Source organism: Vibrio sp. ArtGut-C1, assembly GCF_002105475.1.
In the GTDB taxonomy this organism is placed as follows: domain Bacteria; phylum Pseudomonadota; class Gammaproteobacteria; order Enterobacterales; family Vibrionaceae; genus Vibrio; species Vibrio diabolicus.
This window is the reverse complement of sequence record NZ_NCTH01000008.1, coordinates 29021-53953: the sequence shown is the minus strand read 5'-3', so window position 1 is coordinate 53953 and position 24933 is coordinate 29021. Positions and strand designations below refer to the sequence as shown.

The following is a 24933-nucleotide window of genomic DNA, read 5'->3' as shown; positions in this document are numbered from 1 at the left end:
TACTGATATATACCAAGATAGGTTCAACAACATTAAAATAGCCTACAGACCCTTAAATCTCTGCTGACAATATTTTGTCTTGTGCACTTAGAATAATCCACGTACATTGTTTCTGTCATAGTAAAGAGGACATTTCTATGTCGTTGCCAAGCCTGTTTCTACGAATACAAGACCCGACACTTAAAGATGCTATTGCCTCTTGCCAGGAACTGAACAAATTTCGTCTGCATAATACCGATGCCGCAGATGGTTGGATTGAAGATTTCCTACAACTCAAACCGGAAGTTGCGATTGTTGAAGTCGCCCACTTTACTAGCGCAGATTACCAGCGCCTTTCTAATATCGAAGACATCTACGATATGGACTTGATCATCATTAGCTCTGGTGCTCCAAACGAAAATTTGGATAAGCTAATGAACTTAGGTGCAATTTTTCACTACAGAAAACCCGTCGATATTGCCATTTTGACGGACACCCTAAGCGAAGTCAGCCAGTACTATCAGCAAAAACAAGATCAAGGACGTAAAGTGTCCACTAGCGATCTCGACCAATTTGGCCTTTTGGTGGGGTCCTCATCGCCAATGCATCAGCTCTATCGCATGATCCGACGCGTCGCAAAAACAGAAGCCAACGTCCTCATTGTCGGTGAAAGCGGCTCGGGTAAAGAGTTAGTCGCACAGACCATTCATTTAGCTAGTGATCGCAAGCAACAACCCTTTATCGCGATTAACTGTGGTGCGATTAGCCCAGAGTTGGTCGATAGTGAACTGTTTGGCCATGAAAAAGGCGCCTTTACCGGAGCGAATAAAACTCACCAAGGTGTATTTAAACAGGCAGAAGGCGGCACGCTGTTTTTAGATGAAATCACCGAGATGCCTATCGAGCATCAAGTGAAGCTATTGCGTGTGTTGGAAACCGGAGAGTATCGCCCAGTAGGTAGTAATACGGTGCATATCGCCAACACTCGCATCATTGCCGCCACCAATCGTGATCCTAAAGTCGCCATTGAAGAGCAGTTCCTGCGTGAAGATCTGTTTTTCCGTTTATCGCACTTCCCATTAACGATACCGCCACTGCGAGATCGAGGCGGTGACATCGTCGGTCTGGCTAAACACTTTATCGCGCACCGCAACGCAAATGAGGCTAAAACCAAAACCATTCTTGATTCTGCCATCCAAAAAATCGCTGCACACGATTGGCCAGGTAATGTCCGTGAGCTCAAACACACGATCGAGCGTGCATTTATTTTGGCTGATGAAACCATCCGAGATGAACACCTGATATTCGATACACCACCATTGGAAACAGGCACCAGCATCGAAGACCTCGTTCCAGCGGGCGTCTCACTAGAAGAGCTAGAAAAAGCCGCCATTCTCAATACCCTTGAAGAGAATCAAGGCAATAAAACGGAATCTGCGCAAGAGTTAGGCATTAGCGTTAAAACGCTCTATAACAAACTCGAAAAGTATCAAGACGAGTAACTCGCTGTGGGAATACAATGAGAATATAAAAGGAGCACGGAATACGATTCAGTGCTCTTTTTTATCTTATCTTTTATGCGGATGTATAGCGTTTGATTACACCCACTGACCCGCGACAAAGCCGCTCGACCAGCACCACTGAAAATTATAGCCCCCTAACCAGCCAGTCACATCCATGACTTCACCAATGAAGTACAGCCCTTTGATGTTTTTGCATTCCATTGTTTTCGAAGATAAGTGATCGGTATCCACACCGCCTAGTGTCACTTCCGCGGTTCGGTAGCCTTCAGTGCCATTAGGGGCGATATCCCAATGCTCTAAACGGTCCACAATCGCCGCAAGCTCCTTTTGATTGAACTGCTTTAGCGGTTTATCGACCAGCTCTTTACGTTCAATCAAGACTTCAACCAAGCGCTTTGGTAGCACTTTAGCGAGCGTATTTTTGAGCGACTGATTCGGATGCTTTTCACGGCTGCGTTCTAATAACTCGGCAACATCATCATTTGGCACCAGATTAATCGACACCTTTTGCCCCGCTCGCCAGAATGATGAAATCTGTAAAACGGCTGGGCCAGATAAACCACGATGTGTGAACAACAGGGCTTCTTTGAACATGGTGCCATCTTCAGCTGTAATTTCCGCAGGTACCGCGATACCAGATAACTCAGCAAAGTCTTCTTTGTCTTCTTTATGCAACGTAAATGGCACCAGCCCTGCCGTGGTTGGGATAACTCGAAGACCAAATTGTTCCGCGACTTTATAACCAAATGGTGTCGCCCCCAGTTTTGGCATCGACAAGCCACCGGTTGCGATAACTAAAGACTCACACTCGACAATCTCAGTGCCAGCATGCAAACGAAAGCCTTCATCGATTTTCTCAATTGAGTGAACATCGCATTGGTAACGCTGCTCGATATTCGGCATGCCACACTCAGCCAACAGCATCTTCACAATGTCTTTCGCCGTAAACGCATCGACACAAAACAGCTGACCGTGATCGCGCTCTTCAAATTCAATACCATGCTTACACACCATCGAGATAAAATCCCAGTTAGTGTATTGAGAAAGCGCCGACTTAACGAAATGCGGGTTTTGGCATAGGTAGTTGCTGGCTGAGACGTCGTAGTTAGTGAAATTACAACGGCCACCGCCTGAGATAAGGATTTTACGTCCTGGCTTTTTAGCATGATCGAGCACCAAAACACGGCGGCCTCGCTTGCCAGCTTCTGCAGCACACATCAAACCCGCTGCGCCTGCGCCAATTACAACAACATCAAATTTCTTACTCATCGGTAGCTCTTAGACTGATTGGTATCGAATCGAAATAAAAAAGGATGTGCACATTGCACATCCTTGCTTTCTAGGCGCGACATTCTACCGACAAATCTCGAAGGGGAAAAGCGCTTAAACGGTAAGCGCTATGCATGCCCGTGCAATCCTAGGAGATTAACTCGCTAGATTATTGATTCTTTAAAGAATGAAGGCCGCGAGTAGGGTAACACCGAGCAAAGCGGTCGATAAAACAAATAGCTCACGCACCCTTTCGCACTTACCAGTAAAAATCTCATCGTGGTGATGGTGATATTCTTTACTTTTGATGTAGTGGAACAAACGCACCTGTTTGGTGACATTTCCATGGGTGGTAAAAAAGCCATTGCCATCAACTTGCTGATATAACAACGGATGCGCTTCACGCATGATGTAAATTAGAGAACGAAGAGCGGTGAGATACCGGATCATGTTGACTCCAGTTACCACCATTAGCGCAAATAAGATTGTGTCTCCACTGATCATCTTTTCCTCCCTACATCTTCAACAATGCTCAAGAGAAAAAGACGATCAATGCTTCGTCTTTACCCGCTACTTATAGCGTCAAAAAACGCATTTACGCAGCTGGAGCATCCATGATTGAAGATGAACCTTCTTTCGCCATTTGTGCTAGATCTTTGTCGATGAAGAACAATGCTTTACCATCTTCACCTACCAATTCGATCTTATCTAAAATCCCTTTAAACAACTTCTCTTCTTCGTGCTGTTCAGACACGTACCACTGTAGGAAGTTAAACGTTGAGTAGTCTTGGCTAGTAAATGCAACATGCGCCAATTTATTGATTTTTTCCGTGATCATTTGCTCATGTTCGAAGGTCTCGCGGAAAACATCACCTAAGCTAGCAAAATCATGCTTTGGTGCATCAATAGCGCCCAAAATTGGCATTGAGCCAGTTTCACTTACGTAGGTGAATAGGCGTTGCATGTGCTCCATTTCTTCTACGGCGTGAGCGCGTAAAAATTCAGCCGCACCTTCAAAACCTTTGTCTTCACACCAAGCACTCATTTGTAAGTATAGATTGGATGAGAAAAATTCTAGGTTAATTTGCTCATTCAATTGTTCGACCATAGTTTGAGACAGCATGTTAACTCCTATTAATGTGCATGCAATATACCCAAGTAACCTCGAAATAAACGACGCCGCGAGATTGACTTGCTCTACATCAGAGGCAAGGTTTTACTTGAACTATAGTCAGTAACGGAGCGCTGAACTCCGCATCTCAAAGTCACTTGGGTATAACGCCACTATAACATGATTACTGAGACAAGACTTTGTACCTACGACACTGATATGAGATCACTTCAGCAAATTTTTTTGGGGGTTAGTGCTAATCTAAAACTATGACCTTACAAGGAGATAGCAATATGAGTTACAAACACATACTTGTGGCAGTCGACCTGTCAGACGACAGTAAAGTGTTGATTAAAAAAGCCGTATCACTGGCTAAACCTCTGGATGCGAAAGTCTCTTTTATTCACATCGACGTGAACTACGCAGAGCTCTACACCGGGCTTATCGACATCAATATGGCTGAAGCGCAACATCAAGCAATGGAAGCGTCGCGCACACAATTGGCGAATTTCGCAGAATATGCGCAATACCCAATAGCCCATACTTTGGTCGGTAGTGGCGATTTGAGTAATGAGCTGTGCGATACCATTCAAGATTACAGTATCGACTTGGTGGTTTGTGGTCATCACCAAGATTTCTGGAGCAAGATTCTGTCTTCGACTCGACAACTGATTAACTGCTCTCCAGTCGATATGCTGGTCGTACCGCTAAAAGACTGATTGGCGCGACGTTAAAACTTGGTTAGACTGCGGGCACATTTGTTGTTGATAAAGATTCTCATCCATGGCTTATCTATCCGCAGTTACCCTACTTTGGGCATTCTCATTTAGCCTGATCGGCGTTTACCTCGCTGGTCAGGTTGATTCTTGGTTCTCGGTGTTCATGCGCGTGGCACTGGCGAGTCTGGTTTTCATTCCCTTTTTAAAATTCCGCGGCGTTAGCAAATCCTTAATCGCGAAACTGATGACGGTCGGTGGCTTTCAGCTTGGTCTGATGTACTGCTTCTACTACCAATCTTTTTTGCTCCTTTCCGTGCCAGAAGTATTGCTGTTCACCGTATTCACACCCATTTACGTCACGCTTATCTATGACTTCTTGAAAGATCGCTTTTCACCTTGGTATTTGGTTACCGCGGCAATTGCTGTATTTGGCGCAGCCTGGATTAAGTTTGCAGGCATTAATGAAGACTTCCTGCTGGGCTTTTTGGTCGTACAAGGAGCAAACCTCTGTTTTGCCATTGGTCAGGTAGGCTACAAATACATCATGGAAAGTGAGCCGGTTGATTTGCCACAACACACCGTGTTTGGTTACTTCTACTTAGGTGCGCTTTGTGTAGCAACCGTGGCTTTCGCTCTGATGGGCAACCTCGACAAACTACCCACCACCGCAACGCAATGGGGCATTCTGACGTACCTTGGTTTAATTGCTTCCGGTTTTGGTTACTTCGCGTGGAACAAAGGCGCAACCATGGTGAACGCAGGAGCACTTGCAGTAATGAACAACGCATTAGTTCCGGCGGGTTTGATTGTAAATATTGTGATTTGGAACCGCGATGTTGATGTCATGCGACTCGCCATTGGCGGTGCGATCATCATGCTATCGCTATGGATTAACGAAACCTGGGTGAAAAAGCGCGTCGAAATGAGCTACGCCAAGAAGTAACGCAACCGCTCCCAACACACATACCGACAATAAAAAACGCTCTCCAACTGGAGAGCGTTTTTTTGGATTAGATTAATGCACTTTGACTTGCGAGCTTTTGCTCATCAACGCATTAGGTGGCGTTGATAGCAACACCTCTAGCTTGGCATTGCGCGCTTCAAGCTTGCGCTGACGCTTAAGTAACTTTTGTTGTTTTTTCGCTACTTTTAACAACTTCTTCTGCTGCTTATAATGCTTTTTCAGTGCTTTTTTCGCTTTCTTAAGCGATTTTTTATCCGCTAAATCAAACCATACTGGTACGTCGGTTCTTACTGGATCCAGGGATTTTTCGGCTTGCTTTTTCTCTTTTACGCGCTCAACAACACGCTTCACAATCGCGGCTTTTTCGTTGCTTTGTTTTGTTGTCACAGGAATCGGTTGTACTGGCAGCGCTTCAGCCAATAAGCCACATGATTGTTGCTCGTTCAATGGCTTGTCTTGGCATTTTTGCGGCGGAATAGCGGCTGGCTTACACAGGGTATCTTTGGCCGCTGAAGAGCGTGCGCAAGAGCGACAAACAAACTTTGGTGCGACAACTAAACGATGGATGTCGCCAAGCTCCGCCGCGATCTGTTTACGACTCATTTTGCATAAGCGTTTAGCCATTCTACTACTCCAGCTTCCCAATTATCGACCGCATCACAACAAGTGAAATAATAATAATTCTTAGTTAGATATACAGTCAGGAAGGAAAATTAGCAAGAGAAAACTATCAGTAACGATTCAGAAAGAGAGGCTTGATCACAGCACGATACACCGTACTGTGACAAGAAAAGTTGAGCGGTCAGGAAGTTATGCCATTGAGGCTTTAACATAGACATCAAAGCGATTTTTTTTGGTTTCAATCGCCATAGTCGGCTTTTGCTCGTTCAGCCAGTTTGCATAGTCTGGGCGCTTCACCACCACGCGTTTTGTGGCTAACGCCATGGCAGGATCTAGCAAACCATCGGCGTCCAAATCGGCGCCAACCAACGATTGAAAAACGCGCATCTCTTTTTTTACGAGCGCCGATTTCTTCTTGTTTTCTGGGTGCGGATACATAGGGTCGAGATACACCACATCTGGCTGAACAAAGTCTTCATCTTGTGCCAGCTGTTCCAATGCATCATGACTGGAGGCATGGATCAACGACATACGCTCTGATACCCAAGTTCCAATTTCAGGGTCTTGTTTCGCACGCGCCAAACCGTCATCCAGCAACGCTGCGACTACCGGGTGTCGCTCCACCATCTGTACCTTACAGCCGAGCGAAGCCAAAACGAACGCATCACGTCCCAGCCCCGCCGTGCCGTCTAGAACGGTTGGCGTTGCCCCTTTGTTCAAACCTGCGGCTTTTGCGATGGCTTGGCCCTTACCACCACCAAATTTTCGGCGATGTCCCACTGCGCCACCAATTAAATCGACAAAAATAGCGCCCAACTTTGGCTCATCCACTTTACGCAGCTCTAAACGCTCGGTGGTCAGCACCAAAGCAAAATCGCTCTCGTCAGTGTGAGAAAGCTGCCAGCGTGCAGCCAGTTCATCCAGATGAGGTTGTTGAGACGGGTCTTCACAGATCAATTGCAGTTGCAAAAGGAGGCTCCAATAAAAAATCGCGGTAACTGGCGCTGAGTGTATACCTAAGTTACCTCTCAATGCTAGGTTGAGCTTGATATGACAGGACTACTCAGCCGTCAGTCGCTCAACTAACTCAGAAAGCGGTTGAGGATGCCCAATACCGTAGCCTTGGCCATAATCCACACCAAGATCGATCAAATGCTGCATGACTTGTTCGTTTTCGACAAACTCCGCCACCGTCACTTTGCCTAGCTGTTTTGCCAGATCATTGATCGAGCGAACCATCACACGATCCATTTCATTTACGTTGATATCTCGCACGAAAAGGCCATCAATTTTCACGATATCAACGGGAAGTTTCTTTAAGTAACCAAATGAAGACAAGCCCGAGCCGAAATCATCCAATGCAATAATACAACCCAACGCTTTGAGCTTGGTGAAGAGCTCAATGGCTTGCTCAAGATTACTCATCGCTGCTGTCTCGGTGATTTCTAGACAGATTTTTTCACACGGCATAGACGAACGTTCCAGTCGTTCCAATAAGAAATCGATAAACTCTTGATTCCCCATAGATTGACCTGAAAGGTTTATCGAACAACGACCGAGTTTTTCAACCACCTCCGGGCGTTGCTCAAACCATTCTAGCGTTTGAGTAATGACCTGTTTATCAATCCAATGCGCAATGTTGTAGCGCTCGGAAGCAGGAATAAACAATGCAGGAGAAACATAATCACCATATCCATTGCGAATGCGCACTAAAATCTCAAAATACATCTGAGCATCGTGCTGTTGTAAGCTTTTGATCGGTTGAGCAAACAACTCTAAACGCTGATTCGACAATGCCTCATGCACCAAATTGACGCTCTGCATTTCCATCTGGCGACGTTGTAGCTCTTCGTTATCTAAGCTGAACAGATTGTAGCGGTTACGGCCTTGCTCCTTGGCGGCATGACACGCAGAGTCCGCTTGAGCGTGCACCATTTGCGGCGTCTCTGCCGTATGATCGATGATACGAATACCAATAGAACAACTGATGAACAAGCGTGTATCTTCCCAAATAAAGAGATGTTCACTCAACGTCGAGATGATCAGTTTAGCGATATTAATCGCGCCGTATTCGTCGCAATCTTTGAGTAGTACCGCAAACTCATCGCCTCCCATTCGAGCCAAGATGGAATTGTATGGCAGCACTTCCTCTAACATGCTGGCGCAAAATTGAATCGCCGCGTCACCCGCATCATGCCCAACCGTATCATTGAGGACTTTTAGCTGATCTAAGTCGAGGTACAGCATGGCGTGGACGCGACGATGGCTGTCCACCTCACGCAGTGCGGTCTTGAGCTCTAGTTCAAAGTGGTTTCGGTTATAAGTCCCTGTCAGTAAGTCATAGCGCGCTTGATATTCCAGTTTCTCGGAAAGCTGTTTGGTTTCTGTAATATCTTCACCCACAATCAACAGCTGATCAGATTCACTCAGTGGACGAATGTTCTCACGTACCCAAACACGATGACCATTTGCATGGCGATACTCGACTTCACGTCGCCAGACCCCATGCACCTGTTGATTGGGTTGCAATAGCACTTGGCGAGGAAACAGTACCTTGTCATCAAAATAAAACTCCCTTAGGCGGTGTCCGAGCATGTCCATCGGTTTGTAGCCTAGGAGTAGCTGAGCAAATCGATTCACTTCTTGAATGCGATTGTTGCTGTCGAGCGTCACCATCATGACTGGCTGTTGCTCATAATAGTTACGCAGGGTTGATTCGCGTTGATAGAGCTTATCTTCCATCAACTTACGACTAGTGATATCGCGCGCTTCAAACAAGTATTGCTTTTGATTTCCTACTTGCTGAGAAAAAGGCTTGAGTGAAATTTCCAACACCAATGTACCGTGCTCTTTACTCCAAATTTCAGCCTCAAACGTCGACACTTGATGGTGAGGCGCGTGGAAATACGCCTCAAGCAACGCTTGTGCTTTCTCACTCCAATTGGGATGAAACCAAAGTGGTCGGTCTAAACGCAGCCCTTGGTAATACAGCAAAGATTGCAGGTGATCGTTGCCCGATTTAAGTACACCGTTGGCATCCAAAATGCCCATATACTGCATGCTCTGATCAAAAATCGACTCTAAGATGGCTTGGCTTTCTCGCGCGGCACTCTCGCTGCGACGCATCCGCTGTAAATAGTAACCCATCAACAAAATGACCACCGACATCACCACAAACAGGCTACCAAACAAGCGAATTTCTTTGGCAAAACGCTCAGAAAACTTCATCGGTTTATTAAAAAATACCGCAGAGACCTCTTGCTCAGCACCCAGCCCCCAGCGCACTACAGCTTGATAATCGAGCTTGATTTCAGAATCACTTTTCTTCACGGCTGGCAGAGCTTGGTCAGGGTTATCCAACACAAACTCAAGTATCTCAGCGCTCTCTATGCCATGCCGATAACCACTTTGGATCACGCCACCAACCGCACCGTGTCCTAAGCCAATGTCGTGCACCATAAACAGCGGCGCATTTGAGGCTCTGTTAACGCCAATCCAGTCACGTTCACTGCCAACCACACCCTGTTTATCTCGGTAATAGGTCCAAAACAGGACGACTTTATCTTTATTCAGCTTCGCTACTTGTTGCTTTAAGTCAATGATACTATCGGGAATAACTTGCACGATTTTGTCGCGATATTGCGGATGTTCATGTACAAAATTGTCGATTTGGTAGCGTAATACCTCTCCCGTTACGGAATGGTCACTGACAATAAGAATTTGGGTGTAATCAGGGTGTAGTCGCTCTATGAGGGCTAAATTTGCCTCCAAATCGACATCTTCTGTTACTCCTGTTGCATTCAGAGATTGGTGCAAAGAAGGATGATAATTGTTGATGCCGTTAAATATAACCGGGGTGTCTTTGATGATTGGTGCCAAACGCTGCATCAGTTCAAGCGCGTTGTTATCACTCACTAAAATGGCATCGAATCGTTCTTTGCTTAATTTCGTACGATATAAGGATTCAAGCTGAGCGAAAAACTGCTCACTCTGGTTACGTTTCGAGTCTAAATAGAGCACGCGCATATCCAGCGATCGATCACCCAATTGCTGCTCGATACCTCGCTGTATGGAATCCGTCCAGAAAAAACCTTGATGATAGGAGTGCACGACCAAAACTTTCGGATCTGAGGCCGCGGCAAACGCGCTCCAACATAGCGCGACAATAACCAGAAAACGCTGCACATTATCTCCATAGCTCGGAGTTAACCCGCAGTTACTCCTGCCAAACCTTGTGAATCCTATCCGCTATGAGTATAAAAGGGAGGTAAAACTCTATCCCTAACGGAAATAATAGTATGAATGCGAGCCTGCCGAAACTCGACGACCTTGACCGCGCAATATTAAAAACACTGATGGCTGACGCCAGAACGCCCTACGCAGAAATGGCCAAGCAGTTCGATGTCAGCCCTGCCACTATCCATGTGCGTATTGAGAAGATGAAATCGGCTGACATCATCGAAGGAACGGAGGTGATCGTAAATACCAAAAAGCTCGGCTACGATGTGTGCTGCTTCATTGGTATTAACCTAAACGCAGCTCGTGATTACCATTCCGCGCTAGAAAAACTCAACGCGCTCGATGAAGTCGTTGAAGCTTACTACACCACGGGCGCGTATAACATATTCGTCAAATTGATGTGCAAATCGATTGAAGAACTGCAATTTGTGCTGATTGATAAGCTGCAAGCCATTGATGAGGTTCAGTCTACGGAGACATTGATATCGCTGCAGAACCCAATTAACCGCAGTGTGAATCCGTGAATTTTTTATAAAAAATGGATAAAAAAAGGCCAACCGAATGGTTGGCCTTAGTATTTTTGGAAAGACAGCGTACGCTTACGCTGCAATACCAGAATGGCGCAAGAGCGCATCAATTTGTGGTTCACGACCACGGAAGCGCTTAAACAGCTCCATTGGCTCTTCACTGCCACCCATTTCTAAGATGTTATTCAGGAAGCTTTGACCCGTTTCTTTGTTGAAGATACCTTCTTCTTCAAAGCGAGAATACGCATCTGACGACAGCACTTCAGCCCACAGATAGCTGTAGTAACCCGCGCTGTAACCACCAGCAAAGATGTGACCAAAGCTGTGCGAGAAGCGCGCCCACTCAACGGCTGGAACCACCGCGACTTTCTCTTTCACTTTCGCCAGCGTTTCCAAAACGCGTGCACCCACTTCTGGGTCGTATTCGGTGTGCAGAGTAAAGTCGAACAAACCGAATTCTAGCTGACGCAAAATACCCATCGCCGACTGGAAGTTTTTCGCCGCGAGCATCTTATCTAGCATCGCTTTTGGCAACGGCTCGCCTGTCTCATAGTGACCAGAAATGAACGCCAGTGCGTCTTCTTCCCAACACCAGTTTTCTAGGAACTGACTTGGCAATTCAACCGCATCCCAAGGTACGCCATTAATCCCTGATACCGCGCCAGTTTCTACTTGCGTCAGCATGTGGTGGATACCGTGACCAAATTCATGGAAAAGTGTCACAACTTCATCGTGCGTAAACAGTGCTGGCTTGTCGCCCACTGGACGGTTGAAGTTACACGTTAGGTAAGCCACCGGCGTTTGCAGTTCGCCAGAGAGCGTAATACGACGACCACGACAGTCATCCATCCACGCGCCGCCACGTTTGTGCTCACGTGCGTAGAGATCTAAGTAGAAACTGCCACGCAGTGCGCCTTCAGCGTCAAAGATATCGAAGAAACGCACAGATTCGTGCCAAGTGTCCACGCCTTCGCGCTCAGTAACTGTCATGCCAAACACGCGGTTTAGCACTTCAAACAGACCACTGACAACCTTAGACTCAGGGAAGTACGGGCGCAGTTCTTCATCCGAGATTTGGAACAAGTGCTGCTTTTGTTTCTCGCTGTAGTAAGCAATATCCCACACATTCAATTCTTCAACGCCAAACTCACTTTTCGCAAACTGACGCAACTCTTCGACTTCACGTTCACCTTGCGGTTTCGCACGTGTCGCTAGGTCATTCAAGAAGCCCAACACTTGATCTGGCGTTTCGGCCATTTTCGTTGCTAACGATTTCTCGCTGTAAGTATTGAAACCCAACATGCGTGAAATTTCGTGACGCAGTCTCAGTTGCTCAGTAATGATTTCTGAGTTGTCCCACTTACCAGCATTTGGACCGCGATCAGAGGCGCGCGTCACGTATGCTTCGTACACTTCTTTGCGCAACTCTTGGTTGTCGCAGTACGTCATGACAGGTAGGTAAGATGGGATATCCAGTGTAATGAGGTAACCATCGAGCTCTTTTGCTTCTGCCGCGGCTTTCGCTGCTGCCAGCGCCGATTCTGGCATGCCAGCAAGGTCTTTCTCATCCGTGATGTGCTTGGTCCAACCCATAGTGGCATCCAGTACATTGTTAGAGAATTTAGAGCTGAGCTCAGACATGCGCTTGCTGATTTCGCCGTAACGGTGCTGCTCATCGGATGGTAAACCAATACCCGATAGCTCAAAGTCTCGTAACGCATCGGTGATGGTTTTTTGTTGAGCGCGAGTCAGCGTTGCGAATGCATCACTGGCTTTAATCGCTTTGTACGCTTCGTACAGGCCTTTGTGCTGACCAACCCAAGTGCCGTACTCTGACAAAATTGGCAAACAACTTTCGTACGCCTCACGCAGATCTTCGCTGTTCACCACGGAGTTCATGTGACCCACTGGCGACCAAATGCGGCTTAAGCGGTCATCCGCTTCTTCAATTTGCGCAATCACACTGTCCCAAGTTGGGTGAGCATTATCTTTTAGAACTTCATCGATTTTCGCTCGGCAGTCAGCAATCGCTTGTTCAACGGCAGGCTTGATGTGTTCTGGTTTAATTTGAGAAAACGGAGGTAAGTCCGTAAACGTCAGAAGAGGATTAGACATGAATAATTCCTTTTGTGTTTTGACTCTGTGATTGCCTGTCTATTTTGTGTAGATAGGCCAACTCAATGTACAGACGAGCCAGCAACATGGATTGGGGGAGCTCCGTTCCCTTTCTCTATGCTGCGATGACCATATAGTCAACGAGCGCTACTCTGTCCTTGAGTCTTGTTATACCTAAATGAGATTTCACACTCTTTGAGCACGAGAAACTCACCTAGTTCAATTCGATTACCAATAGTAAGTGTGGGTGACTTAAAGAAATTTCAATAGTGAGCCCCTATTAGAGGAACGGATTTGATTGGAAGTTCTACATCTTTAAGTTACTTGAGTATAATACCGCCATAGAGTGAAAATCACAGACCACACTCAACCAAAGAGTGTTTCGAGAGTTTAATTTGTTAAGTTACCGCCACAGCTTCCACGCCGGAAACCATGCCGACGTGGTCAAACACATCGTTCAAAGCCTCATTCTTGATGCGCTGAAACAAAAAGATAAACCATTCGTTTATCACGATACCCACTCGGGTGTGGGCCGTTACGATCTGACTCACGAATGGTCTGAAAAAACGGGCGAATACAAACAAGGCATCGCGCGTATTTGGGACAACACAAACATTCCTGAAGACATCAAAAGCTACATCGATGCCATCAAAGTGCTCAACAACGGCGAGAAGCTGCGTTACTACCCAGGCTCACCACGTGTGGCGCGCGCGCAAATCCGCCCACAAGATCGCATGGTGCTGACCGAGTTGCACCCAGCCGATCACCCATTGTTAGAGCAAGAATTCCATCGCGATCGCCAAGTGAGCATCTTCAAAGAGGACGGGTTCCAGCGTCTAAAAGCAAGCTTACCGCCACAAGAACGCAGGGGTTTGGTACTAATTGACCCACCATACGAGCTCGCGAAAGAGTACCGCGATGTAGTGCGCGCGATTCATCAGAGCCATAAGCGTTGGGCAACCGGTATCTACGCGATTTGGTACCCAGTGGTAAACCGTCACGACATCGAAGATATGATCGAAGGCCTGGAAGCACTGGGCATTCGTAAAATTCTGCAAATCGAGTTAGGTGTCGCACCCGATACCAACGAGCGCGGCATGACGGCATCCGGCATGATTGTGATTAACCCACCGTGGAAACTGGAAAGCCAGATGAAAGAGATTCTGCCATTCCTGCAAGACGCGATCGCACCAGCCACCGGCCACTGGAAAGTGGACTGGATTGTGCCAGAGTAAATACTTCTGCACCGAAACCTCTCAGCGCAACGACATTCTCGTTGCGCTTTTTTATGCTCTCAACCCCGCCGTCTGATCGCGCTTATTCTTCTTTTTATACCTCTCATCGCTATTTGTCATAAGCAATGTCACTTTTTCCCATTTAGGAATTCGTTACATTCGATTTATGATAGTGGGATAACGGTGGCATTGAGTTCAGGCAAGGTCATCCCAATCTATCTATGTACCAGATAAAATTTATAAGCTCTTGGAGAAAGTAATGGCGACTCATTTTGACTATATCTGTATCGGTGGCGGCAGTGGCGGCATCGCATCTGCAAACCGTGCGGCGATGTACGGCGCGAAAGTTGCGCTAATCGAAGCTCAAGATCTCGGTGGTACCTGTGTAAACGTAGGTTGTGTACCGAAGAAAGTGATGTGGCACGGCGCACAAATCGCAGAAGCAATGAACCTGTACGCAGAAGATTACGGTTTTGATGTCGACGTGAAAGGTTTCGACTGGAGCAAACTGGTTGAGAGCCGTCAGGCGTACATTGGTCGTATTCACCAATCTTACGATCGCGTTCTTGGCAACAACAAAGTAAACGTGATTAAAGGCTTTGCTAAGTTTGTTGACGAGAAAACCGTAGAAGTAAACGGTGAACATTATACTGCGGATCACATCCTGATCGCGGTTGGTGGTCGTCCTACTATTCCAAACATTCCAGGCGCTGAATACGGCATCGATTCAAACGGCTTCTTCGACCTAGCAGAGCAACCAAAACGCGTTGCGGTTGTCGGCGCTGGCTACATCGCAGTTGAAATTGCTGGCGTACTGCACGCACTAGGTACAGAAACGCACCTGTTCGTACGTAAAGAGTCACCACTGCGTAGCTTCGACCCAATGATCATCGATACGTTGGTTGAAGTGATGGAAGCAGAGGGCCCAACACTGCACACCCATTCTGTACCAAAAGAAGTGGTAAAAGAAGCCGATGGCAGCCTAACTCTGCACCTAGAAAACGGTGAGAGCCAAAACGTTGACCAACTGATTTGGGCAATCGGTCGTCACCCAGCAACTGACGCAATCAACCTAGCGTCAACTGGTGTTGCAACGAACGAAAAAGGCTACATTAAGGTAGACGAATACCAAGAAACCAACGTGAAAGGCATCTACTGTGTGGGTGACATCATGGAAGGCGGTATCGAGCTAACACCAGTAGCAGTGAAAGCGGGTCGTCAACTTTCTGAGCGTTTGTTCAACAACAAACCAAACGCGAAGATGGACTACGATTTGGTTCCAACTGTGGTATTTAGCCACCCACCAATCGGCACTATCGGTCTTACAACGCAAGAAGCGGAAGAGAAGTACGGCCAAGATAACATCAAAGTCTACACATCTGGCTTTACAGCGATGTACACCGCCGTTACTAAGCACCGTCAACCATGTAAGATGAAGCTTGTATGTGCGGGCGAAGAAGAAACGGTTGTTGGCCTACACGGCATCGGTTTCACGGTAGATGAAATGATCCAAGGCTTCGGCGTAGCAATGAAGATGGGCGCAACCAAAGCAGACTTCGACTCGGTTGTGGCTATCCACCCAACGGGCTCAGAAGAGTTCGTAACGATGCGTTAATTGCGCGCTAATCGCATTGCTGATTTCAGCGAATCATTTGAAAAGGTCACCTTAGGGTGACCTTTTTTTGTTAGCCCATGCTTAACTCGCATTCTCCAATAACGTGCGAATAAACTCGGCTTTGATAGCACTCTCCTGCTTACCGTCATGAATCAGACATAAGTCTGCACGCAGTGATTCTTTCAGCTTGATAAAACGAATCCCATGCCAATGATGCTGAGAAAACGTCGACGGCACCAACGTCACGGTATTGCTGTTTGCCACATACGCCATCAAGGTGCTTGGCTCCACCACTTGTTTGCCAATATGGGGTAAAAAGCCTTCTTGCAGACAGGCATTGATGATGAAGTTTGCCGAGGCAGAATTCGCCAAACTCATAAACGCAAACTCACACGCCTTTAAATCTTGGAGCCGCAGCAAAGATTTGCTGGCTAACTCATGTTGCTCCGACACCGCCACCACAAACACATCTTTGCCCAAAGACACCGACTGATACGGATAAATGTTGAGTGCATCGGCAAAACGTACAATGCCTACGTCGATTTTCTTCTCACTCAGATGCTTCTTTTGCGTCTCTGGGTTCAGGTCAAAAATGTCGGCGTGATAAGTGCCATGCTCAGCATGGAAGCGCTGCAACAGACGATCAAATCCGCCCCAAAATGCACTACTTACCACACCAACTCGCAGGATATTTCTCTGGTTCAAGCCCACTTGCTGCACTTGATTGAGCGAGACATCCAAGGTCTGAAAAATCAGTTGGCATTTGGACTCCAACAATCGCCCGGCCTCCGTCAGCATGACGTTTCTTGAATCACGCTCAAACAGTTTGACGTTAAGCACTTCTTCCAACTCTTTGATGCGATTGCTCAACGGCGAATTGGTGATATTGAGGTTCTCGGCGGCCTTAGTGAAATGCTTGGTTTGTGCGACCTCGTAAAAGTAACGCAGCATCTTCAGCGTCACGCGCTCAAATGGTTCTGACTTCATGCATTGAGTCCTAGCGAATTTCATCATCCTCTTTTTAAGGATGATAGTAGCGAATAAAGCAAAGATAACCAGCGCAGAAAGTCACACAATAGAATCAATACACAACCAGAAGGTGACTAACATGAATCACGATCCAGTAATCGGTGCGCTACAAACCATTCGCGAACGCAAACCAAACTTCCAACCTAAAGCGGCGTTTATTTTAGGCTCTGGCTTAGGCGTATTGGCAGATGAACTACAAGACAAAGTGGTCATTCCATACGAAGATCTCGAAGGCTTTCCGGTTAGCACCGTGCAAGGCCACTCTGGTGAGTTGGTGCTTGGTACCATGGGCGGCGTAGACGTAGTGTGCATGAAAGGTCGCGGTCACTACTACGAACACGGCTCAATGAAGGTCATGACCACGCCCGTGCGCACCTTTAAAAAGCTGGGCTGTGAGTTTTTGCTCGTCACCAACGCAGCAGGCTCACTTCGCCCTGAACGCATTGATGTCGGTTCTCTGGTGGTATTTCATGACCACATCAATACCATGCCTGAATCGCCAATGATCGGTCCGAATGATGAAGAGTACGGCCCGAGGTTCTTCAGCCTCGCCAATGCGTACGACAAAGACCTACGCGCAGAAGCGTTTGAAGTCGGCAAAGCCAATGGTATTCACCTGAATGAAGGTGTGTTTGTCTCTTACACAGGCCCCAACTTTGAGACCGCAGCCGAAATCCGCATGATGCAAATCATCGGTGGTGATGTGGTGGGCATGTCGGTCGTGCCAGAAGTGATTTCTGCGGCGCATTGCGGCTTACCCGTATTGGCAGTGTGTGCGATCACCAACATGGCAGAAGGCTTGGGAGATGTAGAATTGTCTCACGCCCAAACATTGAAGTGCGCGAAGCTAGCCGAAGCAGATTTCATTCGCTTTATTAAGCGCTTTATGAAGCATCACTTCTAAAGCCGTTTCATTCCCAAAAGCAAAAGGGTCATCAAGTAACTTGATGACCCTTTTTCGTATCACGTTTTCTAACGTTCGGGGGTATTTCGGAGCCGTTTGTGCGTTTTACTTAACTGCACGAACCAATTCAGCAATACCTTCCCAATCGCCGTTGTCCATCATTGCGGTTGGCACCATCCACGTACCGCCACAAGCTACAACCGATTTCAGTGCTAGGTAATCTTCCACGTTGGATGGGCTTACGCCACCTGTTGGCATGAATTCAACTGGGTAAACCGCCGTGAGTGCTTTCAGCATGCTTACGCCGCCTGAAGGCTCAGCAGGGAAGAACTTCAACGTACGCAGACCCATTTCCATCGCTTGCTCAACCAAGCTTGGGTTGTTTACACCCGGTACGATAGTCACGCCACGTTGCTGACAGTATTTCACTGTGGTTGGGTTGAAGCCTGGGCTAACGATAAAGTCCACGCCCGCTTCGATTGCGATATCCACTTGTTCAGTGGTCAGAACGGTGCCCGCGCCAATCAACAGTTCTGGGTACGCTTCACGCATGATGCGAATCGATTCCGCCGCCGCTTCGGTGCGGAATGTCACTTCCGCACATGGTAAACCGTTTTCTACCAACACTTTTGCCAGTGGCAGAGCGTGTGCTACGTCGTTGATTGCGATAACTGGGACGATTTTGATTTCTCTTAATCGTTGTTCAAGTGTTGTCATGGGGAACCTCTAAAGAATAAAGCTTAATGTTGCGACGATAATAAACGCGATACCGCCAAGTAACGTTTCCATTACCGTCCAAGTTTTTAATGTGGTTTTCTCATCCATCTCAAGCAGACGAGAGACCAACCAGAAACCAGAGTCATTGAAGTGAGACAGTACCGTTGCACCACCCGCAATCGCGATTACGATAAAGCAAAGGTCTAGTTCACTCAAACCTGTTGATGCAGCCACAACTGGCGCGATAAGAGCCGCCGTAGTGGTTAGCGCTACCGTTGCCGAGCCTTGAGCAACACGCAGACAGGTTGAAATCACAAACGCCGCCACAATCACAGGCATACCTGTGTCTGTAAGAACGTCAGCCAGTGCATCACCGATGCCGCTTGAGCGCAGTACGCCGCCAAACATGCCACCAGCACCCGTTACTAGGATAACGCCACAGATTGGAGCCAATGACTCACCACACAATTTTTCTAGTTTTGCCATGCCGTAGTCTTTGGCAAACACAGCCAGACAGACAATCAAAGTAATTAGCAACGCGACTGGGGTTTTACCTAGCATACGTAGGAACTCAACCAGTGCCGTTTTGCCATCAATCAAACCTGCAACCGCCAGTGTGTTCAATACCGTATCCAAACAGATTAGCAGGACTGGCAGCACAAGGATGGTCATAACCGTGCCAAATTTTGGTGCGTTGCGCTCATCCACCATTGCTTCGCCATTAAAGAAGGCTTTAGATAGTGGGATATCGAATTTTTTGCCCGTGTATAAACCAAATAGGTAAGCGCCAAGGTACCAAGTTGGAATAGCAACCAGAATACCCACCACCAATAGCAGACCGATGTTTGCGCCAAGGAATTCTGCCGCTGCAACCGGACCTGGGTGTGGTGGAACAAACGCGTGCATAACCGCAAAAGCACCGGCAGCAGGCAACGCGTATTTAATTGGTGAGCCACCAAAACGAGCCGCAACACTTAGGATGATTGGCATCATCACTACAAGGCCAGCATCGAAGAAGATTGGGAAGCCAAACAGTAATGAAGCGACGCCCAAAGCAAATGGTGCGCGCTCTTTACCAAAGCGACCAATCAAAGTGTCTGCCAGCACTTTCGCACCGCCAGTCACTTCAAGAATTTTACCGATCATCGCACCAAGACCAACCAGCAATGCCACGGAAGCCAGTGTGCCGCCGAAGCCGCCCATCATGGTCGATACGACTTTCTCAGAAGGAACGCCAGTGGCGATTGCTGTGCCTAAACTCACCATAGTAAGGGAAGCAAAAGCATGGACTTTCAGTTTAATTATCAGAACGAGTAACGCTGCAATGGCAAGGCCTGCAATCGTCAGTAGGAACGTAGGATCTGGGGCTTGGGTTAATTGCTCCATAGGTTCACCTTTAAGAATTATTGTTTGTGTTATGGTTCACATTTATTTCAGTTACCGGTAACATGTTACCGATAACATGAATAAGATAAACCCATATTTTAAAGTGAATTCAAAAATTGAGATCACGCGCAAATTTGGTTATGAGGATAAGTTATGGCTGGTAGTAGTGTCATCGTTATGGGCGTTTGTGCTAGTGGTAAAAGCACAATTGGTGAGCATCTAGCGAAAAAGCTAGGGCGTAAATTCATTGATGGTGATGATCTTCATCCACGAGCGAACATTCAGAAAATGGCATCGGGCCAGCCTCTGAACGATGATGATCGCAAGCCATGGCTAGAACGCATTCGTGATGCGGCGTACAGCCTAGAAAGCAAAAACGAACACGGCATTATTGTCTGTTCAGCACTGAAAAAGATTTACCGCGATCAGATCCGCGAAGGCAACGACAACGTGACCTTCCTGTTCCTTGATGGCGATATGGAGTTGATCCTTAATCGCATGCGTATGCGCAAAGGCCACTTCATGAAAGAAAACATGGTGAAGAGCCAATTCGAGACGCTAGAGCGCCCAGACAACGAGCCTCAAACTCTGATCGTCAGTATCGACGGAGACATCAGCGACGTGGTGGAACGCTCTGCCGCTGAGCTAATCAAAATGCAAGCGATCGAGGTGGCGTAATGACTCACTCTGTTGTTCTTGAGGTCACACAACGTTTGATCGAGCGCAGCCGTGAAGCGCGCGCTGCGTTTCTTGCTCGCACCGAAGTGCAAGCCGAAGCTGGCAAAGGCCGTGTTGGTTTATCTTGTGGTAACTTAGCCCATGCGGTCGCCGCTTCTTGCTCTTCTGAAAAGAAAAATATTCTCGATTTTACTCATGCCAATGTCGCGCTGATCAGCGCCTACAACGACATGTTGAGCGCCCACCAGCCGTACCAAGACTACCCGGCGCAAATCAAACAAGTGCTGGCGGACTACGGCCATACAGCGCAAGTCGCAGGTTGTGTGCCAGCGATGTGCGATGGGGTGACTCAAGGTCAAGCCGGCATGGATATGTCGCTGTTTTCGCGTGACTTAATTGCGCAATCAACGGCGTTGTCTTTGAGCCACAATGTCTTTGATGCCACATTACTGCTTGGCATCTGTGACAAAATTGCCCCGGGGCAACTGATGGGCGCACTGTCTTACGCGCACCTACCGACTGCGTTTGTACCAGCGGGTCTGATGGCAACAGGCATCAGCAATGAAGAGAAAGTCGACGTGCGCCAAAAATACGCAGCGGGTGAAGTCGGCAAAGACGCTCTGCTGGATATGGAGTGTCGCGCTTACCACTCTGCGGGTACGTGCACGTTTTACGGCACCGCCAACACCAACCAGTTGGTGTTCGAAGCCATGGGCTTGATGCTGCCAGGTTCGGCATTCATTCATCCCCATACCCAACTGCGTAAAGCGTTAACCGATCACGCGGCTCTGAAAATCGCCTCAATGACGGCGGGTTCTGCACACTTCCGTCCGCTGGCCGAGGTGGTCACAGAAAAGAGCTTGGTCAACGGCATCATCGCTCTACTTGCATCTGGCGGCAGCACCAATCACACCATTCATATGATCGCCGTGGCGCGTGCTGCTGGCATCTTGCTCACGTGGCAAGACATCAGCGATCTGTCGGATGTGGTTCCTTTGTTAGCTCGCGTTTACCCGAACGGACCAGCCGATATGAACGCGTTCCAAGACGCGGGTGGCGTGCCTGCGTTATTGCACCGCTTGAACCAATCCGAGCTTTTGCATCGCGATGTGAAACCCGTGTTTGGTGAATTTGAAGATCAGATGACGCTACCGAGCCTTGTCGATGGCCAACTGACTTGGACACCGTGCCAAGGCAGCCAAGACGGTGACGTGATCGCCAAACCGGACGCCACTTTCCAAAACACTGGCGGCACTCGCGTACTGACTGGCAACTTGGGCAAAGCCGTGGTGAAAGTGTCTGCGGTGAAAGAAGAGCAACGCGTGATTGTTGCACCTGCGATCGTATTCCAATGCCAACATGAAGTGGAAGCTGCGTACAAACGTGGTGAGCTGAACAAAGATTGCATCGTTGTGGTCACACACAACGGCCCAGCGGCAAACGGCATGCCTGAACTGCACAAGCTGATGCCAATTTTAGGTAACGTGCAAAAAGCGGGCTTTAAAGTGGCGCTGGTTACTGACGGTCGTTTATCTGGCGCTTCAGGTAAAATTCCGTCTGCGATTCATGTTTCTCCAGAAGCCATTCGTGGTGGCGCGATTGGTTTGGTGCGTAACGGCGATTTGATTCGCCTTGATTGCCAAACGGGCGAATTGAACAACTTAAGCGACACCACTGGGCGCGAGTTGATTCATTTCGATACCGAATCTCCCCAACAAACATGGGGACGAGGCTTGTTTAGCGTGATCCGCCAAAACGTCTCTAGCGCAGAAGAAGGCGCAAGCTTCATTGTTTAAGGCGAGAAGAAAAACCTCGTCATTTCGACAAGCCTAAGCAAGATCAGGAATTTAATATCAACGTGCTGTGAAGCCAGAGAAAACACCTCTGCCACAGCACTTTTTTGTTGGTAGATTCTGAATCACGCTCGTCCCTCGCTGTTCAGAATGACGAGATGTGGGATTGGTCATTTTTCTTTTTCAATAAACGAATTAGTCCGTCATTCCGACGAGCCTAGGCGAGATCAGGGATCTACTATCAACGTGTTGTGAAGCCAGAGAAAACACCTCTGCCACAGCACTTTTTGTTGGTAGATTCTGAATCACGCTCGTCCCTCGCTGTTCAGAATGACGAGCTTTGGGATTGGTCATTTCTCTTTTTAAATAAACGAATTAGTCCATCATTCCGACGAGCCTAGGCGAGATCAGGGATCTACTATCAACGTGTTGTGAAGCCAGAGAAACCCCCTCTGCCACTGCACTTTGTTGTCGGTAGATTCTGAATCACGCGCGTCCCTCGCTGTTCAGAATGAAGATATCTGGGGTTCAGAGGATTGCATTAAGCGGTTTTCATCACCACGACCGCAGCAATCACCACAAAGATACCAAACCAGCCGATTGGCTTGAGTTTCTGCTTAAACAGCAAGGCACCACCCACTGCGGTACCCAAGATACCAATCGCGCCCCAAGAGGCATAAGCAATGGCTAAGTCGATCTCTTTCACCGCTTGCGCCAACAGCGTGAACGCAGCCAGTACCAACACAATCGCGGTAATGCCCCAGCCTTTGTATTTAAAGCCGTGAGAACGTGTGAGCGCCATATTGGCCACGATGTCGACCAAGGCAGCCATCACGACAAATCCAAATGACATCGTAAAAAATTGACTCATGATTCACACCTTACACTTGTAGAAAATGAACGTTCTTTTGCCGATTTATCGACTTTTTCTTGGTGTTAGATTGACCGTGTGACTCACCTAAAGTCACACAAACGATGCCGATGACAGCTAACATCAAACCAAGCAGCTCTTGGGTATTTAAGTCAGAATCAAACAACACGATTGAAACGACCGTGATCAATGAGATACCCAACCCTTCCCAAACAGCGTATGCCACGCCGATAGAAATCTTTTTCGCTGCAATCGAGAGGAAGTAGTACGACACCGCAATCAATACGTACATCACGATGTAGCCCAACCATCCATGACCTTGTCCGATAAAAGACATGGTGCTGGTGCCTGCTACTTCGGCAACGATGGCGAGCAATAAAAATAGACGTGCAACTAGCATGATGAATCCTCCATCAGAAATTAAAAAACTGCATAACGGAGAATGGTGAATGTCACGCATCTGTATCGACTAAAAAGATAAAAATGAGCCACTTCTCCTGACTGTTTGAGCTAAGGTTAGCGCTGAGCAGGAAAAAGAGACAGGTAATTGAGATATTCATTTTTGAATATCTATAGGATCGAGTTGTCTATGTAATCACACATTTTCTTCATGGTTATCTTATGCAGAGAATCTCGGTGACGCGAGACAATAATCCGTCGTCACTGTGCGAAAATTAATGGCATCTTCAGAGTTTGGCGTACCACTTTATGTAAGTGTCGGTGCAAAGGATGGTTGCGATTGGTTTGTAAGAAACCGCCAGAGACGACAAACTGGCTAAACTCACGGTTGACCAAAGGCATCGCGTAAGAGTCCAGCTCCGGCATCAATACTGCTGAGCTTTGGCTGGCATACATAATCGCGTCGGTTTCTTGCAACATTTGGCACGCCACACGCAAATTATAGGATTTAAGTAACACCACAGGCTCATAGCCCATACGACGATATTCGGACTCCACGGTACAAAGTGGTTTATACGAGGCGGGCGCAGGCAGAGACACCAGAGGCAGTTTGGAGACCGTGTCCCAATCATTGCTGACTTTCGACAAAGTCGGGTGGTTTTTACGTGCCAAAATCACCCGTTTTTCAACAAACAACGGACGCATATAAATGTCTTTCGACAGCTCGGTCTCTTGGTCGAGAATGCAGTAATCGTGCTCGCCCTCTAACATTTCATCGTGCGAGTAACTGTTCCAACTGGAAAAGGCAAAGTGCGCTTTGGGAAAGGCTCGATGGCAGCCAGTTAGCAATCGCTGCCCTTGCTCATCCATCAAATAAGGGTCAGTCACAATCGCGATCTGCCCTTGGTATTGCAGTGGGTCGAACACTTCAAACTCTTGCACCACTTTTTCCAGTGGTGCAATCATGTTGTCGAACTCGGCGGCGAGGCGTATCGCCATCGGTGACGGCTCAACCCCATGCGCTTTACGCACAAACAGCGGGTCATCAAACACTTGTTTGAGCTTCATCACGCCGCGACTGGCGCTCGGTTGAGAAATGCCCAGCTGCATCGCGGCCAGCTTGATGCTGCGGTTTTCCACCACTGCCTTTAATAAACGCATTAAGTTGAGATCCAATGCATCCAGCTGATGTGCCATACCCTAACCTGCCAATACCATTGATGAGCGAATACAGAGAGC

At 47.6% G+C, this 24933-nt stretch carries 22 protein-coding genes; 9 read left to right on the top strand and 13 right to left on the bottom strand.

Going from position 1 to position 24933, the window contains the following annotated elements; all coding sequences use genetic code 11:
* Positions 1–137 precede the first annotated feature (137 nt).
* Positions 138–1481, top strand: a complete 1344-nt coding sequence (locus B7360_RS09165; RefSeq protein WP_085343360.1) for a sigma-54-dependent Fis family transcriptional regulator — start codon at positions 138–140, stop codon at positions 1479–1481.
* 96 nt (positions 1482–1577) lie between these two features.
* Here the strand turns inward: B7360_RS09165 and B7360_RS09160 are convergent, their stop codons facing one another.
* The 3 genes from B7360_RS09160 to ftnA form a co-directional block, all read right to left on the bottom strand.
* Entirely contained in the window at positions 1578–2771 is a 1194-nt protein-coding gene (locus tag B7360_RS09160; protein WP_085343359.1) for an NAD(P)/FAD-dependent oxidoreductase, read from the bottom strand.
* 180 nt (positions 2772–2951) lie between these two features.
* Positions 2952–3275, bottom strand: a complete 324-nt coding sequence (gene uspB, locus B7360_RS09155; protein WP_005394407.1) for a universal stress protein UspB — start codon at positions 3273–3275, stop codon at positions 2952–2954.
* 91 nt (positions 3276–3366) lie between these two features.
* Positions 3367–3894 (bottom strand): non-heme ferritin, encoded by a 528-nt coding sequence (ftnA, locus tag B7360_RS09150; protein ID WP_005379167.1) that lies wholly within the window; start codon positions 3892–3894, stop codon positions 3367–3369.
* A gap of 281 nt (positions 3895–4175) precedes the next feature.
* Here ftnA and uspA point away from each other — a divergent pair, with 281 nt between their 5' ends.
* Both uspA and B7360_RS09140 read left to right on the top strand, forming a co-directional pair.
* A complete protein-coding gene (gene uspA, locus B7360_RS09145; RefSeq protein WP_005379165.1) occupies positions 4176–4601 on the top strand; it encodes a universal stress protein UspA in 426 nt (141 codons plus the stop codon).
* Positions 4602–4665: 64 nt separating this feature from the next.
* Complete coding sequence (locus B7360_RS09140) at positions 4666–5544, top strand: carboxylate/amino acid/amine transporter (RefSeq protein ID WP_085343358.1); 879 nt, start codon at positions 4666–4668, stop codon at positions 5542–5544.
* Between the two features lie 72 nt (positions 5545–5616).
* Here the strand turns inward: B7360_RS09140 and B7360_RS09135 are convergent, their stop codons facing one another.
* The 3 genes from B7360_RS09135 to B7360_RS09125 form a co-directional block, all read right to left on the bottom strand.
* Entirely contained in the window at positions 5617–6189 is a 573-nt protein-coding gene (locus tag B7360_RS09135) for a hypothetical protein (protein WP_085343357.1), read from the bottom strand.
* Positions 6190–6375: 186 nt separating this feature from the next.
* A complete protein-coding gene (locus B7360_RS09130) occupies positions 6376–7155 on the bottom strand; it encodes a class I SAM-dependent methyltransferase (protein ID WP_005394395.1) in 780 nt (259 codons plus the stop codon).
* Positions 7156–7245: 90 nt separating this feature from the next.
* Positions 7246–10371 (bottom strand): EAL domain-containing protein, encoded by a 3126-nt coding sequence (locus tag B7360_RS09125; protein WP_085343356.1) that lies wholly within the window; start codon positions 10369–10371, stop codon positions 7246–7248.
* A 113-nt stretch (positions 10372–10484) separates the two neighbouring features.
* On the opposite strand from B7360_RS09125, the gene asnC reads away from it, so the two are divergent.
* Positions 10485–10949 carry a transcriptional regulator AsnC gene (gene asnC, locus B7360_RS09120; protein WP_005394393.1) on the top strand — a complete coding sequence of 155 codons (465 nt, stop codon included), beginning with the start codon at positions 10485–10487 and terminating at the stop codon, positions 10947–10949.
* A gap of 75 nt (positions 10950–11024) precedes the next feature.
* On the opposite strand, the gene prlC is transcribed toward asnC, so the two are convergent.
* Positions 11025–13067: an oligopeptidase A gene (gene prlC / locus B7360_RS09115; RefSeq protein WP_085343355.1), complete on the bottom strand. Its 2043-nt coding sequence runs from the start codon at positions 13065–13067 to the stop codon at positions 11025–11027.
* A gap of 395 nt (positions 13068–13462) precedes the next feature.
* Between prlC and B7360_RS09110 the strand changes: the two genes are divergently transcribed.
* Positions 13463–14302, top strand: a complete 840-nt coding sequence (locus B7360_RS09110) for a 23S rRNA (adenine(2030)-N(6))-methyltransferase RlmJ (protein ID WP_085343413.1) — start codon at positions 13463–13465, stop codon at positions 14300–14302.
* A 259-nt stretch (positions 14303–14561) separates the two neighbouring features.
* Positions 14562–15917 (top strand): glutathione-disulfide reductase, encoded by a 1356-nt coding sequence (gene gorA, locus B7360_RS09105; protein WP_085343354.1) that lies wholly within the window; start codon positions 14562–14564, stop codon positions 15915–15917.
* A gap of 81 nt (positions 15918–15998) precedes the next feature.
* Here gorA and B7360_RS09100 read toward each other — a convergent pair whose 3' ends face one another.
* Entirely contained in the window at positions 15999–16904 is a 906-nt protein-coding gene (locus B7360_RS09100) for a LysR family transcriptional regulator (protein WP_085343353.1), read from the bottom strand.
* 121 nt (positions 16905–17025) lie between these two features.
* On the opposite strand from B7360_RS09100, the gene xapA reads away from it, so the two are divergent.
* Positions 17026–17850: a xanthosine phosphorylase gene (gene xapA / locus B7360_RS09095; RefSeq protein WP_085343352.1), complete on the top strand. Its 825-nt coding sequence runs from the start codon at positions 17026–17028 to the stop codon at positions 17848–17850.
* A 105-nt stretch (positions 17851–17955) separates the two neighbouring features.
* On the opposite strand, the gene B7360_RS09090 is transcribed toward xapA, so the two are convergent.
* On the bottom strand, positions 17956–18567 hold the full coding sequence (locus B7360_RS09090) for a bifunctional 4-hydroxy-2-oxoglutarate aldolase/2-dehydro-3-deoxy-phosphogluconate aldolase (RefSeq protein ID WP_005379148.1): 612 nt from the start codon (positions 18565–18567) through the stop codon (positions 17956–17958).
* A gap of 9 nt (positions 18568–18576) precedes the next feature.
* A complete protein-coding gene (locus tag B7360_RS09085; protein ID WP_085343351.1) occupies positions 18577–19953 on the bottom strand; it encodes a GntP family permease in 1377 nt (458 codons plus the stop codon).
* A 153-nt stretch (positions 19954–20106) separates the two neighbouring features.
* Between B7360_RS09085 and B7360_RS09080 the strand changes: the two genes are divergently transcribed.
* Together B7360_RS09080 and edd are read left to right on the top strand one after the other, a co-directional pair.
* A complete protein-coding gene (locus B7360_RS09080; RefSeq protein ID WP_005467756.1) occupies positions 20107–20631 on the top strand; it encodes a gluconokinase in 525 nt (174 codons plus the stop codon).
* Positions 20631–22427 (top strand): phosphogluconate dehydratase, encoded by a 1797-nt coding sequence (gene edd / locus B7360_RS09075; RefSeq protein ID WP_085343350.1) that lies wholly within the window; start codon positions 20631–20633, stop codon positions 22425–22427. The genes B7360_RS09080 and edd overlap by 1 nt, the downstream gene beginning before the upstream one ends.
* A gap of 538 nt (positions 22428–22965) precedes the next feature.
* Here the strand turns inward: edd and B7360_RS09070 are convergent.
* From B7360_RS09070 to B7360_RS09060, 3 genes are all read right to left on the bottom strand, one after another.
* Entirely contained in the window at positions 22966–23295 is a 330-nt protein-coding gene (locus B7360_RS09070) for an SMR family transporter (RefSeq protein ID WP_053807555.1), read from the bottom strand.
* Positions 23296–23305: 10 nt separating this feature from the next.
* Positions 23306–23695: an SMR family transporter gene (locus tag B7360_RS09065; protein WP_085343349.1), complete on the bottom strand. Its 390-nt coding sequence runs from the start codon at positions 23693–23695 to the stop codon at positions 23306–23308.
* 260 nt (positions 23696–23955) lie between these two features.
* On the bottom strand, positions 23956–24891 hold the full coding sequence (locus B7360_RS09060) for a LysR family transcriptional regulator (RefSeq protein ID WP_006741755.1): 936 nt from the start codon (positions 24889–24891) through the stop codon (positions 23956–23958).
* Between the last annotated feature and the right edge of the window lie 42 nt (positions 24892–24933).

What these genes read in the sequence shown, in the direction of transcription:
- B7360_RS09165 (WP_085343360.1), top strand. Translation starts at nt 138, where the DNA reads ATGTCGTTGCCAAGCCTGTTTCTACGAATACAAGACCCGACACTTAAA.
- B7360_RS09160 (WP_085343359.1), bottom strand. Translation starts at nt 2,771, where the DNA reads ATGAGTAAGAAATTTGATGTTGTTGTAATTGGCGCAGGCGCAGCGGGT.
- uspB (WP_005394407.1), bottom strand. Translation starts at nt 3,275, where the DNA reads ATGATCAGTGGAGACACAATCTTATTTGCGCTAATGGTGGTAACTGGA.
- ftnA (WP_005379167.1), bottom strand. Translation starts at nt 3,894, where the DNA reads ATGCTGTCTCAAACTATGGTCGAACAATTGAATGAGCAAATTAACCTA.
- uspA (WP_005379165.1), top strand. Translation starts at nt 4,176, where the DNA reads ATGAGTTACAAACACATACTTGTGGCAGTCGACCTGTCAGACGACAGT.
- B7360_RS09140 (WP_085343358.1), top strand. Translation starts at nt 4,666, where the DNA reads ATGGCTTATCTATCCGCAGTTACCCTACTTTGGGCATTCTCATTTAGC.
- B7360_RS09135 (WP_085343357.1), bottom strand. Translation starts at nt 6,189, where the DNA reads ATGGCTAAACGCTTATGCAAAATGAGTCGTAAACAGATCGCGGCGGAG.
- asnC (WP_005394393.1), top strand. Translation starts at nt 10,485, where the DNA reads ATGAATGCGAGCCTGCCGAAACTCGACGACCTTGACCGCGCAATATTA.
- prlC (WP_085343355.1), bottom strand. Translation starts at nt 13,067, where the DNA reads ATGTCTAATCCTCTTCTGACGTTTACGGACTTACCTCCGTTTTCTCAA.
- gorA (WP_085343354.1), top strand. Translation starts at nt 14,562, where the DNA reads ATGGCGACTCATTTTGACTATATCTGTATCGGTGGCGGCAGTGGCGGC.
- B7360_RS09100 (WP_085343353.1), bottom strand. Translation starts at nt 16,904, where the DNA reads ATGAAGTCAGAACCATTTGAGCGCGTGACGCTGAAGATGCTGCGTTAC.
- xapA (WP_085343352.1), top strand. Translation starts at nt 17,026, where the DNA reads ATGAATCACGATCCAGTAATCGGTGCGCTACAAACCATTCGCGAACGC.
- B7360_RS09090 (WP_005379148.1), bottom strand. Translation starts at nt 18,567, where the DNA reads ATGACAACACTTGAACAACGATTAAGAGAAATCAAAATCGTCCCAGTT.
- B7360_RS09085 (WP_085343351.1), bottom strand. Translation starts at nt 19,953, where the DNA reads ATGGAGCAATTAACCCAAGCCCCAGATCCTACGTTCCTACTGACGATT.
- B7360_RS09080 (WP_005467756.1), top strand. Translation starts at nt 20,107, where the DNA reads ATGGCTGGTAGTAGTGTCATCGTTATGGGCGTTTGTGCTAGTGGTAAA.
- edd (WP_085343350.1), top strand. Translation starts at nt 20,631, where the DNA reads ATGACTCACTCTGTTGTTCTTGAGGTCACACAACGTTTGATCGAGCGC.
- B7360_RS09070 (WP_053807555.1), bottom strand. Translation starts at nt 23,295, where the DNA reads ATGAGTCAATTTTTTACGATGTCATTTGGATTTGTCGTGATGGCTGCC.
- B7360_RS09065 (WP_085343349.1), bottom strand. Translation starts at nt 23,695, where the DNA reads ATGCTAGTTGCACGTCTATTTTTATTGCTCGCCATCGTTGCCGAAGTA.
- B7360_RS09060 (WP_006741755.1), bottom strand. Translation starts at nt 24,891, where the DNA reads ATGGCACATCAGCTGGATGCATTGGATCTCAACTTAATGCGTTTATTA.